Source organism: Neolewinella persica DSM 23188, assembly GCF_000373105.1.
Taxonomy (GTDB): Bacteria; Bacteroidota; Bacteroidia; order Chitinophagales; family Saprospiraceae; genus Neolewinella; species Neolewinella persica.
On sequence record NZ_KB890441.1, the window covers coordinates 16,394 to 31,235 of the forward strand.

Genomic DNA, 14,842 nt, shown 5'->3' on the forward strand with positions numbered 1-14,842 from the left:
CCATTCGTCGTAAAAAGTCGTCCCCCACACCTTTTAGACATTGTGATGTTAATGTTTTGCTCCCCCCTCACCGTCGTGAAGTAACTTAGCACCCGAATTTTACCCCATGAACCTCCGCCTTACACTTCTGGCAGCATTTGCCCTGCTGTTGTCTCTACCTATTGCCTCCCAAACCTGTACCGGTAACCTGGGGGAGAACATCTTCACTGCCGGGGATTTTGGTAGCGGAGCTGCTAATATTGTCACCGTTGACCCACTCATCGCACCTGGGTTTATTTACCAGCGAACCCCACCACCAAATGATGGCTTCTATACCATCACCAATGATATGCGCCGATGGCCCAACACTTTTGGTGGCTGGGATGCCTTCGCCGATAACAGCCCGGACCCTAACGGTTACATGATGGTGGTCAACGCAGCCTTTGCTCCGGGAAAATTCTACGAACAGCAGGTGGATGATCTTTGCGAAAATACTTTATATCAATTCACGGCGGACGTGAGGAATATTCTCCGAAGGGGTAATAATGGTCTGATGCCCAACGTCAGTTTTTCCATCGATGGCATTACCCGTTTTACCAGCGGACCCATTGGAGAAACACAGACCTGGAATACTTATGGCTTTACCTTTACTACGGACCCCGGACAAACTTCTGTATTGCTGGCCTTGAGCAATAATGCTCCGGGGGGGAACGGTAATGACCTGGCGATCGACAACATCTCTTTCCGGGCCTGCGGGCCGGAGGCCCGCATTGCCGGCGCAGAAACGCTCAGTGTTTGTGAAGACGGTGGCCCGGCAACGCTCACCGCCGAGATCAATGGCGATCAGTACGACAATCCGGCCCTGCAGTGGCAACAAAGCTTCGACGACGGGATGACCTGGCAGGACCTGTCGGGGGAAAACGGCATGACCTTTGACCATACCGGCCGGTCGAGTGGTTTTTACTTCTACCGCTACTTGCTGGCCAATGGAGACGTGAACCTGGCCAACACCAAATGCCGGGTGGTCTCCAACATAAAGACCGTTTATGTAGTGCCGAAACGCTATGAGATCATCGATACCATTTGTACGGGGCTGACCTTTGCGGTAGGTTCCTCGACGTACTCCAATACCGGCGTTTCGCTGGACACCCTGATCTCTTCCCTGGGCTGTGACAGCATCGTTACCCTCCGGCTGACGGTGGTGCCTGACCCAGGCATCGTACCAACTTTTGACCTCATCGACCCCAGTTGTTCCTACCTGAACGATGGGAGTATTCAATTGCTGGACGTTACTAACGGGGTAGCTCCCTTTGGCTATTTTCTGGACAGCTTAAGCCGGACCATTGGCGCCGTTTTGCCCGGACTGAGCGAGGGGGCGTACCGATACCGGGTGGTCGACCGGTATGGCTGCACCGCCTCCGGTGATGTAAGGCTGATGACGCCAAACCCGTTCCAAATCGAATTGGGCCCTGACCAGGTAGTTAGCCTCGGCGAATCGGTCCGTCTGAACGCAGGGACGGGCGACGACATAATGTCCTACGTCTATACTCCCGCAGACCTGGTCAATTGCACCACCGATTGTGAAGGTGTTACCTTCTTCCCCGCTGAAAATACCCTGCTGAAACTATTGGCGATCTCCCCCGCCGGCTGCGAAAGCGAAGACTCGCTGCGCATCATTGTGGTAAAAGACCGTCTGGTTTACCCACCTACTGCCTTTTCCCCTAATGGCGATGGCGTCAACGATCGTTTTACGCTCTTCGCCGCAACGCCCAACGTTACGGCCCTGGCCAGCTTGCGGGTCTTCGACCGCTGGGGTGGGCAGGTTTTTGAAGGCATTGATCTGGCCCCCAACGCAGTGGGCCAGGGTTGGGACGGACAGGTAGATACTGAGGCGGCTCCGCCAGGGACTTATACCTACGTGGCGGAGGTCGTTTTTCTGGACGGGGTGGTGGAACGGTATTCGGGAGTGGTGGTGTTGGTGCGATAACACGCCCCGAAACCCTACCTTTGCCCCTTCCCAAAAAAGAAAACCATGAAACATACCTTCTTTTCCCTGCTGGCCTTGTGTCTGGTGCTGGTTTTCGTCGCCTGCGGCGACGGTAAAAAGCCCGCCCGTACCGCCGGCCCACAGGCCGGCCCCGGTGACCTCAATACCAAGGCCACACCCGTCCGGTTAATGACCTGGCGCTACCTGTCTCAGGACGCAGAGGTCATCAATGCCTTCCAAAACAAATATTCGGTAAAGGTGGACGTCATTGTCCGCCCGATGCGCGACATCGTAGCCGACGCAGTAGCGGGTAAGCAGCTACAGGCCGACGTACTACTGGTACCGACGTTGGAAGACGCCGCTCGCCTAAAGGGTTTCGGGGCTTTGCAACCCTTCTTCGTTGAATCCTTTACCAATGGCGACGTGGCAGATCGCTACCTCGATAACGAAGGCTACTGGGCCGGCCTGACGCGCTGGACGATGGCCTCCGTCTTCAACCCTAATGCCGTGACGGCCGCCGAAGCCTCCAGCTACCGGGGGATTCTTGAAGCGACTACCCGAGGCATGCGCTTTGGTATTGCGCACCCCGACAGCTCCGGGCTGGCAGGTGTAGTGGCTGGTTTATATACCAACATCAACCCTGGCGCAGCAGAGTTGTGGGGCAAAGCGATCTACGCCAAGTCTACCGGTGGCCCGCAGGGCAACGACTACGACCAATTGGATCGGATGCTCGCCGGCGAACTCGATATGGCCTTTGTCAGCCTTGGCGCTGCGGTACGTTGGTTCCTTAACGGTAACCCCACCCACTTCAAAGCGGCCGAGCAATGGCGGGTCAAGTTCCCCAGAACCCAGGCTACCGACATTAATTTTTATAACATGACCTGCGTCACTATGCCCGCCAACACGAATAACCGGGCCATGGCTGCCCGGCTGATCGATTTTCTTTTTCAACGGGAAATCCAGGAGATGCTCACCAACAACTGGTTTGAGTTTCCCTGTCAAACATTTGCTGAGGCTAATTCCTACCTCTACGGCTTCCCCGACCAGATCGGCCTTAAGGTTAGCGGAGAAGACATTGACCGGAGTTTGCCGGCGGCGTGGGGAATTATTAACGCGGCGGCTGCAGCAGCAGCGGAGTAGGTAGTTTATAGTCCGCAGTAGTTAGTTCGTAGTACAGTACTACTTACTATAAACTATTTTTGCACCTGCGGCCGCACCAAAACGTTATCGTTGCCCTAACAACCGAACAAAAGGCCAACTGGCCACCTGTTATTACATCAACTAACCAATAGTCCACAAGACCAACGAACCAATTGACCAATATGCGTTTCTCCCTCCTTTTCTCTCTTTTCCTTTTCTCTTTCGCTTCCCTCATCGCCCAGCCCGATCGTTGGCAACAGCGGGCGGAATACACGATGGAGATTGACATGAACGTCAACAAGGACCAGTACGAAGGCAAACAGACCTTGAAGTACTATAATAATTCTCCCGATACACTTACCAAGGTGTTTTACCACTTGTACTTCAATGCTTTTCAGCCAGGAAGTATGATGGACGTGCGTAACCTTACACTGCCCGACGCAGACCGCCGGGTGGGCGATCGGATCAGTAAATTAACGGATAAAGAAATCGGTTACATCAAGCCTGGGGCGTTGCTGCGCGACGGTACGCCTCAAGCCTATGTGGTGGAGGGTACCATAATGGAAGTAAATCTGGCCAAGCCGATCCTTCCTGGTGCCACGACCACCTTCCAACTGGATTGGGAGGCCCAGGTGCCGCTCCAGATCCGCCGAAGTGGCCGGGACAACAAAGAAGGTGTTGAGTACAGCATGGCCCAGTGGTACCCTAAGATGGCTGAATACGATTACCAGGGCTGGCACGCTAATCCTTACGTCGGGCGGGAATTCTACCACGTTTGGAGTGACTTTGACGTGAAGATTACCATCGACCGGAATTACGTGATTGGTGGCACCGGCTATCTCCAGAACGCAGAAGAAATTGGTTACGGCTACGCCGCAGAACCGGCTAAGCGCGGTAAGAAGATTACCTACCACTTCAAGGCACCGAAAGTGGGCGACTTCGTTTGGGCAGCTGATCCAAACTACCGCCACACCAGCTTGAAGCGTGCCGACGGTATGACGATGCATTTCTTCTTCCAGCCCGGAGAGAAAACTACTACTAACTGGCAGAATTTGCCGGTGGTGATGGATGAGGCTTTCGCTTTTATCAACGAACACTACGGTCATTACCCCTACGAACAGTACAGCTTTATCCAGGGGGGTGATGGTGGTATGGAATACCCGATGGCTACCCTGATTACCGGAGAGCGGAGCTTTCCCAGCCTGGTGGGCGTATCCGTCCACGAACTGATGCACAGCTGGTACCAGCACCTTATGGGGACCAACGAAAGCCTGTATTCCTGGATGGATGAAGGTTTCACCAGTTGGGCAAGCTCAGAAGTAATGAATCACTTGCGTAAGAAAGGCCTTATCGGCGGAGACGTGCAAGACAACCCACATGCGCGGACTTATGCGGGGCTGCGTGCCTTCCGTACTTCTGGCCGGCAGGAAGCAATTTCTGTCCACTCTGATCACTTTGCGACCAATGCTGCCTACGGCGTAGCTGCTTACACCAATGGTGCCGTTTTCCAGGAGCAACTGCGTTATATAATTGGGGAAGAAGCGCACAAGCGTACGCTGCACCGCTACTTCAACGAATGGGCGTATAAGCATCCGAACCCCAACGACTTTATCCGGGTGGCAGAGAAAACTTCCGGCATGGAACTTGATTGGTATAAGGAGTACTGGGTGTACATGACCGATTACGCTGATTATGCCGTGAAAAGCGTAGACGCTGAGAAGAAACAATCGAAGGTTACGCTTGAGAAAATTGGCCGGATGCCAATGCCGGTAGAGGTGCTGGTTACCCTCAAAAACGGCGACGAGCGTTGGTTCTATACTGCTCCGCGTATTCTGCGGGGGACCAAACCTCAACCCGCCTACGCCAAAAAATGGACCGTGATGGCTGATTGGCCGTGGACCAACCCTACTTATGAATTTACCATTGATGTTGCTAAAGCAGACATTAAATCCGTTGAGCTGAATCCTACGGGGCGGATGTTTGAGAATAATGTGGAGAATAATAAGTGGGAAGAGTAGTGAGTTAGTGAATGAGAGAGTCACTGAGTAGCTCCGCTATTGCCGTTCGCTGCCCTTCGGGTGCTCACCATTGAGTTAATGAGTTGAGTCACTAAGTGGCTACCGCTGTTACCACTTACTTTGTTTGCTACGCTTGTTCACCGAGGTGAGCAAGCGTAGCGCTGCGAACGGTACTTGCGGTAGCCACTCAGTGACTCACTAATTCTCCCACTCACTAAGGCAACGTTTTGCCAACCCACCGTATCAATACCATGAGAGTACGCCCTAACCAAGCGTTTTGAGAGACCACTTTTGCCATCCCTGCATGAAGATTCTACTACTGACCAAGAAGTTTCCCTACCCACTGAAAGACGGTGAGAGCCAGGCCATCCACGGACTGAGTAAGAGCCTTAGCGAACTGGGATGCGAGGTTAGTCTGTTGGCGATGAACACCAGCAAGCATTTTTTCAGCGGCACGGAGTTGCCAGAGAAAATGGCCCATTATCGCGAGGTTCGTACGGTTAGTATCAATAATGGGATCAGCCCGATTGATGCTTTAGGCAACCTGGTACGCGGTACTTCCTATCACATTAGCCGTTTCGACCAGCAAGCCTACCATATAGCATTGGCTGCCTGGCTTAAGGAGGCAACCTTTGACGTTGTCCAGCTGGAGACTTTGTACCTCTCCCCTTACCTGACCACCATTCGTAGGTATAGTGATGCCCAGGTGATCATGCGGTCTCATAACGTAGAGCATGAAATTTGGGAACGCTGCAGCACGAACATTCGCTTTGCACCCAAACGTTGGTATCTCCGTCACCTCACCCGCCAACTAAAGGATTACGAGCAAGCGCAGCTAAATCAATACGACCTGCTGCTTCCGATTACTTCGCGCGACGAAAAAAGATTCCAGGCCATGGGCTTTCGGGGCGACAGCCACGTACTGCCCATCGGGCTGGATACCGTTTGTGGCGAACCCACTTATGACAGTTTTCGCGAGTCACCCGACCTCCATTTCATCGGTTCGCTTGATTGGCTGCCGAACCTGGAAGGGCTACAATGGTTCCTCAACGACGTCTGGCCGGAGATTCACCGACGGTTCCCTGAACTGAAATTCCACGTGGCCGGTCGAAATATGCCGGAATACTTAAAGCAACTGCGGATGAAGAATGTCGTCATCCACGGTGAAGTACCGTGTAGTTGTAGCTTTGTTTCTGCACACAGCATCAGCATCGTACCATTGCTTAGTGGCGGCGGTATGCGGGCAAAGATTCTTGAAGCGATGTCGTTAGGCCGGGTGGTTATTTCAAGTTCCATTGGCCTGGAAGGTATCTCTGCCAAGCACCGGCGGGACCTGTTCGTAGCTGACACCCCGGAGCAATTCGTCGACGCCATCGCAGATTGCCTGAGTCGTGGCCGTAAACTGGAACGGATCGGCCGCGCTGCTGCGACCCGGTTCCATAAGAAATACGATCGGCGCGTATTGGCAGAGCGGCTGTTGCAGCGCTACCATAAGCTGATGGACGCGGCGGTACTTTCGGAGTAAGCCGACGCAACCAACCTTCATTGACCATACCATTTTATCTCGCTTCTGCTTCCAACCTGTAGCCGTCAGGTAAACCTTGGTCTGGCTTTGCCCGGCCCCAATAATTTGTCGAACGGCAGATTTTCCCACCCGGCGGATGCCTTCCCATTTACGACCAAGGAGCGAAAACGGAAAAGTCTGCCCGATGGGGTATTGATACCCATATTATTATCTTGGTCTGTCGTAAATTGCGCAATGCCCCGTAGTCTATTTACCCTGCTTTTTATCCTGTGCTTTTGCACCTGCGGCCGCGCCCAAAATAGCGAAGGCCGTGATTTTTGGTTCACCTTTCTGGAACACCGTGATCCTGGAAATACCAAGGTTGCCCTGATTTCCGCCCGGCGGGGAACCAGTGGCACAATTTCTGTGCCGGGAAGCAACTGGAGCCAGAACTTTACGGTTGGGGAAAACAACGTTGCTCAGATTACCTTGCCGCTAGGGTCGGAAACAAAAGGGTCGGAAGGGGTCACTGGTACGGCCGTCCACGTAGAGGCGAACGGCATAATCTCCCTTTATATTCATCAATATTTCCGCAATAGGTCCGAGGCTAGTCTGGTGCTGCCAACGCCTGCACTGGGCACCGAATATTACGTGATGGCCTACAGCGGCCGACCGGATGCGCAGGTAAATTACCCTTCTTCTTTTGCTATCGTGGCCACCGAAGATGCAACGATGGTCAGCATCAGTGAACTTGCTGCGCCAACGGAAGGGGGCCGGTCAGCCGACCAAAACATTAGCGTAGTCCTTAATGAAGGGCAGGTTTATCAGGTTAGGGCAAGTAACGGAAATGATGACTTGACGGGGACCCGCATCAGCAGCTCTGCGCCAGTAGCCGTTTTCGCCGGCGCCTCCTGGTCTGGTGTCCCTGCACAAACCTGTGGCCTGTACGATAACCTGCTGGAAGTCAATTACCCGATTAGTCAGTGGGGGACCAGGTATGTGGGTATCCCAACCTTGCGTAACTCCGGCAACCTGTACCGCGTACTGGCATCTGAAGACGGAACGGTGGTAAATGTTACCGGGACGAGTACTTTCACCCGACTCCTCAATGCAGGAGAATTTACCGATTTTCAGGAATCGGGGGCCATCAATGTCCGAAGTAATAAACCAGTACTGGTGGCCGAGTTCCTCCTTGGGTCTCAGTGCAACGGTCATCCAAACGGTGGTACCGGAGATCCTAGTTTCTTTTTACTGAACGAGGTGTCGCAAACACAGGATACCGTGACGGTGTACAACTCTAATTTGCAGGATATTTTTGAGAACTACCTCAATATCCTTTTTCGGACCGGGGACGAGGTTGGTATCTTGCTCGACGGCGCACCGATCACCGATCCGCTTGAAGCCGTTCCTGGTGGAGAATACAGTTTTTACCGGGTTAGGGTTAATACCGGTAACCATACGATCACCTCCGGCGGCTGCGGTGTTATCGTGACGGTTTACGGCTATGGAGACGTAGAAAGCTATTCTTACAGCGGCGGTGCGGCCTTTCGCAACATCAACAGTAATCCGATCGTGGAAGGTGGCTGCCTCAACGATACCATCACCTTTAGTACGGGCCTGGATACCCTGCGTTTCCGCCACACCTGGACGTTGGAAGACGGGACTACGGAAACCCGGGCGAACTTCACCCGCTTCTACGACCAACTTGGCGAATACCCCATTCGGCTGATCCTCGAAGATGAATGCCTGGGCCAAATCGATACGAGTTTCAGAGACCTGCAAATTACCCAACGACAGGCACTGGATGTATCTCCTGAAGCCCGGGAATGTGAAGGGGCAGAATTGCTACTGGAAGCTTTCGGACTGCCGGAGGATACCTACCGCTGGATATCCCCCAACGGCGTGGTGGAGGAAGCGCGAACCCTGTTCATACCTGCTCTTGATCGGGAAGATGCCGGTATTTATACCGCCATCGGTAACATTAGTGGTTGTGAAACATTCCCCGCTGACGTAATGGTAACGGTGGATACGAGCCCAGTGGTCACCATTACCGGAAACACCGTTTTTTGCGCCCGACGCGATGACCCACCGCAACTAAATGCCGGTATTTACGCAGATTATGAGTGGAGCGGAGGATCAGGGCGTAATCCGCTAACGGCGATCGATGGAGGCATTTATACGGTGACGGTCACGGACGAATTCGGTTGTATCGGGGTGGACTCCATTTTGGTGAATGAGTTCTGCCCGACGCGATTTTACGTGTCATCAGCCTTCAGCCCGAATGCTGACGGCATCAATGATCGTTTTGGAATATTTGCCGTCGACTTTACCTCAACGTTGCTTGAGGTCTTTGACAGGTGGGGCGGTTTGATGTTCGCCTCGACCCCGGAAGTGCCGGAGTGGGATGGCTGGGTCAATGGAGAGGCTGCCGCAGCGGGATCTTATCTCTATAAGGCAACCGTGGAAGGGATAGGAGATGATGGTGCGGCGCGAACGCAGGTGCAAAGTGGGGTGGTGGTGCTGGTGCGGTAGGAACCTTTTGATAAGGGATAAGCGATAAGGGAATAGTGATAAACGATTTGGCTGCCACACTTGGCTACTCACTGCGCTCGTATCGATAAGTGATTTGGCGTTCGCGCAGCGAACGCAGCCTGAATAAATGATGCCAGTAGGGGCGATCCTTTGCGGTCGCCCCACTAGTAATATTATTTCACCTTATGTGCCCGTGTGTGGTATCGCGCTACTCAATCTCCCCACCAACCGGCAACCCGCTAGGCACGGACTCCGGAATCTCCCGGCTGAAGTCCTCGTCGTTTAAGGTGTTCAGGAAAGAGACGATGGCGGCCATATCGCGGACCCTTATATTTAACTTGCGGATAAGTGGGTCGTATTGATCTTTAGAGACATGAGGGTTTTCTTCCCGGCCTCCGGAAATGTCTTCATAAAACTCCAGTACCCGTTTCAGGGAGGTGAAACTACCGTTGTGCATATAAGGCGCGGTAAACCGGAGGTTGCGGAGGGACGGCGTCCTAAAGGCGAAATCTTCCGCAGGCCCACTATCTGATAAGGAAAGCTTTTTGCTTTCCGGAACCCCCAGGACGTGTTGCTGATAGTCGGAGAACATTGGCCCATTATGACAATTGCCGCACCCCACCTTTTTGAATAATTCGAAACCTTCCAATTCCGCGCTGGAGATGGCGTCGCGATCACCGCGCATGAACTGGTCGAAGCGGGAGTTAGTCGTGATGAGGCTTCGCTCAAATGTAGCAATAGCCTGTCCTATTTTTCCAGCGGTGATGTCTCCTGGTCCGAAAGCCTCCTCAAAAAGGTCCTGGTATTCTGGAATACTGCGGAGCCGTTGTACTACCTCGGAGAGAATTTGATCCTTTTCATAGTGCAATCCCCGCATTTCTTCCAGTGCGAGAATTGGCTCAACGGCCTGTTCTTCCAGTCCCGTTACCCGGTTGTCCCAAAACATCTCCCCGGTTTCTGGCTGGTACCGGCCGTATGGGTCCATGCCGTTGAAGGCGGTATTCAGGATGGTGTGGGCGTTCCGTTTTACAAAGGGGATGCTGTTGGGAGACTTAAAGGTTCGCTTACTGCCTAATCCGCTTCCATTGACGCCGATGGAAATGTCCCGGAATTCAGCATACCCCTGGTCGGGGTGGTGGCAGGTGGCGCAGGAAACGTCCTTGTCTCCGGAAAGAACAGGATCAAAGAATAACAGCCGGCCAAGTGCGATTTTCTCCTGGGTTATCGGGTTATTGGCCGGGGCATTGACCGTGGTGGGTAGCGCCGTGAAAACCTGGAGGGGAAGCTTCTCCTTTACCTGCTGGGGCTCGGGCCCACAGCCAGCCAGGCCGAGGAGGCAGGCAATTAGGCAGATGAGATTCCTGAGCACTGGCATGAACGTTTATTCGTGAGGCACAAATTTAAGTTGAGGTCCCGGGAGTATTGATGACGAATGATTCTATTAATGGTAAGGAAAGGTAATTTTAGCCGCCGTTATGTTGGAAAACGCGGTAGCCCTTTCCCTATATTGCCGACTACGAATATGGACATCGATACTTCCTTTCTTGCGGATTCTACCACCTTCTCCTTGGAGGAACGGGACATTCGTTTCTGCCTGCGGCATAAAGACTACGCAAAAGCGGTACAGCGCCTGATTGAGGAGCTTGATCCATTGGATAAGTCGGAGTTAAAGGTCAGTCATCGTTTTGCCGGGGCTGTGCTGGAAGAAATGTTTCGGGAATCGGGGAAGAAGATACCCGAAATAATTACCGCCCTGGCCGGCCTGCCGGTTACCCCCCTTGAGTACCAGCCGCTACCGCGCCTGTTTGCCAAAGTAATGGAAAATGGGATGATGGAACTCCAGGGAGGTGCGGATGAAAAATGGATACAACAAGGTGTTGACATCCAAATGGAAAAACTGCTCAAAGGGCAGGATGAAGACGACTACTCCTATACGGAATTGACCTTCTTTCGGCTTCGGGCGAGAGCCGAGTTCTACTACGTGGCCAAAGCTTACCTGATGGCCTGGCAACATTTTCAGAAAGCCGAGGAGCTGCTGCCCGGAAGACTAGCGGATCACCAGGTTAGAAAACGGACCGATCAATTACTGGAGATATATCACCTGGGATTTCTGCTTGGCAAAAAGGGCCAGGCAGACCTCCTGCCGGAGCAGGATAAGCAGCGAGAGGCCTTCCGGCCGCTGCTGGAAACTGCGGAACCAGCCTTGCAGAAAATTCGCGTGAACCAACCCAAAGGACGACTTCAACTCCAGGGTAGGGATGGCGTATTGATCGAAGATGCTGACATCGCCTTTCTGGAGGAGGCTTTCGAATTGCTCCCGGCCAGGTCGGTAAAACACGTGGAACTACGCTTCTGTAAATTGCCGAAAGGGAAGCTACCCACTGCCTTCTTTCGATTCCCAAAGCTTACCCATCTGACCATCGATTCCTGTGGGTTGCGGGCCATTACCAATAACATCGCTGGCTTTAAGCAGTTGCGGCACCTGACCATCATAAATGCTCCGGACTTAGAAGACCTGCCACTAAAACTGGGCGGGTTGAAAAACCTGCAGTCTTTGACCATCGATAAAAGTGGCGTTACCGATATTCCGTACTCCATCCTCGAGTGTAAAGGCCTCCAATCCATCATCATTCAAAGCAGTCGGCTAACTTACGTCAACGGCTTCCTGGGGGAATTGCCGCAGCTGACGGTGGCTGATTTCAGCCATAACCACATAGAGGAAGTGGAGGAAGGGTTCATGGATGCTTTCCGCCTGCGTAAACTCGACTTAAGCCATAACCGTTTATCGGATATCCCCGATAACCTCCACGTACTTAAGCACCTTGAGACCCTGAACCTGGGGCAAAATCCACTAGAGAAAATCCCCGCCGGTATCCTCTACATGAATGCATTGCAATTCTTGCAGATCGACGGAAAGACGATCAACGAATTGGATCATTACCTAAGTTTTAAGGATGATTTGCGCAAAAAGATCTCGTTGGGGGAACAGCGGTGGGCTGCCTGGCAGGGGCTTTGGTAGTTTAATAGACTATTGAACTATGAACTAATAAACCTCCACCACCACTTCAATCTCCACCGCAATACCTCCCGGTAAGGACCCCATTCCGATGGCTGCCCGGGCGTGTTTTCCCCGTTCGCCGAATACTTCGACCATTAAGTCAGAGAAGCCGTTAATGACCTTGGAATGGTCGGTGAAGTCCGGTGCTGCGTTGACCATGCCATGGACTTTCACAATCCGTTTCACCTGATTGAGATCGCCAAGTTCTGCTTTGAGGGCGGCGAGTTGTTGTATGCCGACGAGCCTGGCGGCTTCATACCCTTGTTCTACCGTCAGGTCCGCGCCGAGTTTGCCGGTGACCCGGGAACCGTCGGCCCTGGTCGGTCCTTTGCCAGCCAGGAAAATGAGGTTGCCGGTGCGAACGGCGTGGACATAGTTGGCCTGAGGAACACCCAGAGTGGGGAGTTCGATGTTGAGGGTGCGAAGCTTGGTTGCCATGTCCTCGGTGGGTGGGGCTTCTGTTTCTGCTCCGGTGGCGGCTGGTGCGCTGGCTGGCTCGGTGCAGGCAGATAAGGTTAGTAGTAGCATCAGCGCTGGGAAAAGCGTTTTCATGAATGTTGATTTTAGTGGTTAATTAGAAATTGATGTTTAGCTAGTCCTAAGTCGCCTCTCCCTCGGTCCCTCTCCCCCGGAAAGGGATGACCCTTCGAAAGAGATTTTCAGCAAGAATCATTAATTTTCATTCTATATTTTGACCGCACTCCAGTCAGTTCTAAAGAATATTTAGTATCTCTGCCTCTACTCCCTGAAGAGGAGTACTAAGGTACGCTGTGTCCCCCGACAGCCTGCTAGTGGCTTGGAATGGTCACTTATTGGAGTTGAAAGGCCACAAGCCACTCATTTTACCTGAAAACATCAATGCTTGGGTCACCCCTCTCCGGGGGAGAGGCGCACGAGCAGAGCAGCTGTGAAGGCCTGTTCAGTGGGGTCTTTTTAAAGATCAAACCAAGCCCAACACCAAATACATCAACGCCGCCATTCCGCCCGCCAATCCGGCGTAAGGTAACTGAGTTTTTACGTGGTCCACGTGGTCGGTGGCGGAAGCCATGGAGGAGAGGATGGTGGTGTCGGAAATCGGGGAGCAGTGGTCTCCGAAGACCCCGCCGCCGAGGGCGGCGGCGATGGCCATCAGTACGTTGGCGTCCATTTGATCGGCCATCGGCACGGCGATGGGGATCATGATGGCAAAGGTACCCCAACTGGATCCGGTACTGAAGGCGATGAAGCAGGTAACCACAAAGACCAGGAATGGAACCAGGGCGGGGGAGAGGAAGCCTTTGGCCACATCGGCGACGTAAATGCCGGTTTCCAGTTGCTTACAGAGCGAGCCAATGGCAAAGGCCAGTAACATCAGGATGGCCAGAGGAATGAGGCCGGCAATGCCTTTCAGCACCAGATCAACACTTTCCCGTAGACCAAAAATACCCTGGGCTTTATAGAAAAACATGCTGACGAGGATGGAAAGCGTAACGGCGACCAGCACTGAGGTGGAGCCGGAACCTTTACCGATGGCCAGCAGTAGAACTTCCCCTGCACCTGCGTCCGCGCCCACCATTTCCCGAGCGCTGCCCCATCCGGTATAAGCCAGCATGAGTGGCATGCAAACGACCATGACCACGATGGGCAGCACCATGTTCCAGAGGTTGGGCGTTATGCCGGGTTTAGCTTCGATATCGGTCAGCTCGGTATCGACCACCGGGGTAGCGCCGTCGTTGAGCAGCTTTCCCGTTGCCGTGCGTGCTTCAGCCTTTTTCATCGGCCCGAAGTCCCGCTTCAGCAGGATGATGACGGGGACCAACAGTAAGGCAAGAATGGCGTAAAAGTTATAGCCCAGTGCCTTGATCATCGTGCCAAATGGATCGGCAAAACCTTCCGCCGCCAGCAGCGTCATGATGAAGGCACCCCAACCGTTGAACGGAATGAGGATGGAACTGGGCGCAGAACTGGAATCGGCAATGTAGGCGAGTTTCTCCCGGCTGATGCCCATTTTATCGAAAATGGGGCGGTAAAGCGTACCCACCGTCAGTACGCTTATGGAACTTTCTACGAAGATGAGCGCACCGGTAAGCCACGCCAGCAGCTGCACGACGACCCGTCCCGTCCCGTCTTTACGGTCTTCGTATTTCTTCAGTTTACGCTCCACAAATTGAATGAAGCCGGCCACGCCCCCCGAGCGTTGCATGAAAACGATCAGCGCACCAACCAGGGCGCAGAACATGATGGTACGGGTATTGCCGGCGTCGGCGAAGACATCAACCAGGCCCTGCATCGTGTCCAGGAACCCAATCCAGGGGTTACCGCCGGCCATGATCACATAGCCCATGAAAATGCCTACAATGAGGGAAATAAACACCTGCCGGGTGGCGATGGCCAACAGAATGGCGATGACGGGCGGGAGTAGAGTTAGAAAACCTAGGGATTCTGCCATGGGAAAGGAGGAAAAGGATAAGGGGTAAGCAATAAGGGATATGCGATAAGCGATTGGCTACTGCACCTTGGAGGTCGGCACAAGCTAAGGATTTCGTGGGGGTTTTGTTTTTTTGGCGGGGACGCGGGTGCTGGGGGAGGCTGTGAGAAAGCAGAGCGCGATTATCTTTACAAGGCTGAGGAGAAATTGCTAGAAA

9 protein-coding genes are annotated in these 14,842 nt (G+C 53.3%); 6 read left to right on the forward strand and 3 right to left on the reverse strand.

From position 1 onward, the window contains the following. Positions 1-106: 106 nt before the first annotated feature. The 5 genes from B036_RS0117455 to B036_RS0117475 all read left to right on the forward strand — a co-directional run bounded on the left by B036_RS0117455 (position 107) and on the right by B036_RS0117475 (position 9,160). Positions 107-1,966, forward strand: a complete 1,860-nt coding sequence (locus B036_RS0117455; protein ID WP_020570023.1) for a T9SS C-terminal target domain-containing protein — start codon at positions 107-109, stop codon at positions 1,964-1,966. A gap of 45 nt (positions 1,967-2,011) precedes the next feature. Next, complete coding sequence (locus B036_RS0117460) at positions 2,012-3,106, forward strand: ABC transporter substrate-binding protein (RefSeq protein ID WP_020570024.1); 1,095 nt, start codon at positions 2,012-2,014, stop codon at positions 3,104-3,106. A 182-nt stretch (positions 3,107-3,288) separates the two neighbouring features. Next, a complete protein-coding gene (locus B036_RS0117465; RefSeq protein ID WP_020570025.1) occupies positions 3,289-5,124 on the forward strand; it encodes a M1 family metallopeptidase in 1,836 nt (611 codons plus the stop codon). 304 nt (positions 5,125-5,428) lie between these two features. Next, positions 5,429-6,649, forward strand: coding sequence for a glycosyltransferase family 4 protein (locus B036_RS0117470; protein ID WP_020570026.1), 1,221 nt, complete (start codon positions 5,429-5,431; stop codon positions 6,647-6,649). Between the two features lie 234 nt (positions 6,650-6,883). Next, positions 6,884-9,160 carry a T9SS type B sorting domain-containing protein gene (locus tag B036_RS0117475; protein WP_020570027.1) on the forward strand — a complete coding sequence of 759 codons (2,277 nt, stop codon included), beginning with the start codon at positions 6,884-6,886 and terminating at the stop codon, positions 9,158-9,160. Between the two features lie 208 nt (positions 9,161-9,368). Here B036_RS0117475 and B036_RS0117480 read toward each other — a convergent pair whose 3' ends face one another. Then, the gene (locus B036_RS0117480; protein ID WP_020570028.1) at positions 9,369-10,535 is read right to left on the reverse strand and encodes a cytochrome-c peroxidase; all 1,167 of its coding nucleotides are present in this window, start codon (positions 10,533-10,535) and stop codon (positions 9,369-9,371) included. A gap of 147 nt (positions 10,536-10,682) precedes the next feature. Between B036_RS0117480 and B036_RS0117485 the strand changes: the two genes are divergently transcribed. After that, positions 10,683-12,179, forward strand: a complete 1,497-nt coding sequence (locus B036_RS0117485) for a leucine-rich repeat domain-containing protein (protein WP_020570029.1) — start codon at positions 10,683-10,685, stop codon at positions 12,177-12,179. A 24-nt stretch (positions 12,180-12,203) separates the two neighbouring features. On the opposite strand, the gene B036_RS0117490 is transcribed toward B036_RS0117485, so the two are convergent. Both B036_RS0117490 and B036_RS0117495 read right to left on the reverse strand, forming a co-directional pair. Next, positions 12,204-12,770, reverse strand: coding sequence for a RidA family protein (locus tag B036_RS0117490; RefSeq protein WP_020570030.1), 567 nt, complete (start codon positions 12,768-12,770; stop codon positions 12,204-12,206). Between the two features lie 388 nt (positions 12,771-13,158). Further along, positions 13,159-14,646 carry a Na+/H+ antiporter NhaC family protein gene (locus B036_RS0117495; protein ID WP_020570031.1) on the reverse strand — a complete coding sequence of 496 codons (1,488 nt, stop codon included), beginning with the start codon at positions 14,644-14,646 and terminating at the stop codon, positions 13,159-13,161. Positions 14,647-14,842: the final 196 nt, after the last annotated feature.

What these genes read in the sequence shown, in the direction of transcription:
- B036_RS0117495 (WP_020570031.1), bottom strand. Translation starts at nt 14,646, where the DNA reads ATGGCAGAATCCCTAGGTTTTCTAACTCTACTCCCGCCCGTCATCGCC.
- B036_RS0117485 (WP_020570029.1), top strand. Translation starts at nt 10,683, where the DNA reads ATGGACATCGATACTTCCTTTCTTGCGGATTCTACCACCTTCTCCTTG.
- B036_RS0117460 (WP_020570024.1), top strand. Translation starts at nt 2,012, where the DNA reads ATGAAACATACCTTCTTTTCCCTGCTGGCCTTGTGTCTGGTGCTGGTT.
- B036_RS0117465 (WP_020570025.1), top strand. Translation starts at nt 3,289, where the DNA reads ATGCGTTTCTCCCTCCTTTTCTCTCTTTTCCTTTTCTCTTTCGCTTCC.
- B036_RS0117480 (WP_020570028.1), bottom strand. Translation starts at nt 10,535, where the DNA reads ATGCCAGTGCTCAGGAATCTCATCTGCCTAATTGCCTGCCTCCTCGGC.
- B036_RS0117470 (WP_020570026.1), top strand. Translation starts at nt 5,429, where the DNA reads ATGAAGATTCTACTACTGACCAAGAAGTTTCCCTACCCACTGAAAGAC.
- B036_RS0117490 (WP_020570030.1), bottom strand. Translation starts at nt 12,770, where the DNA reads ATGAAAACGCTTTTCCCAGCGCTGATGCTACTACTAACCTTATCTGCC.
- B036_RS0117455 (WP_020570023.1), top strand. Translation starts at nt 107, where the DNA reads ATGAACCTCCGCCTTACACTTCTGGCAGCATTTGCCCTGCTGTTGTCT.
- B036_RS0117475 (WP_020570027.1), top strand. Translation starts at nt 6,884, where the DNA reads ATGCCCCGTAGTCTATTTACCCTGCTTTTTATCCTGTGCTTTTGCACC.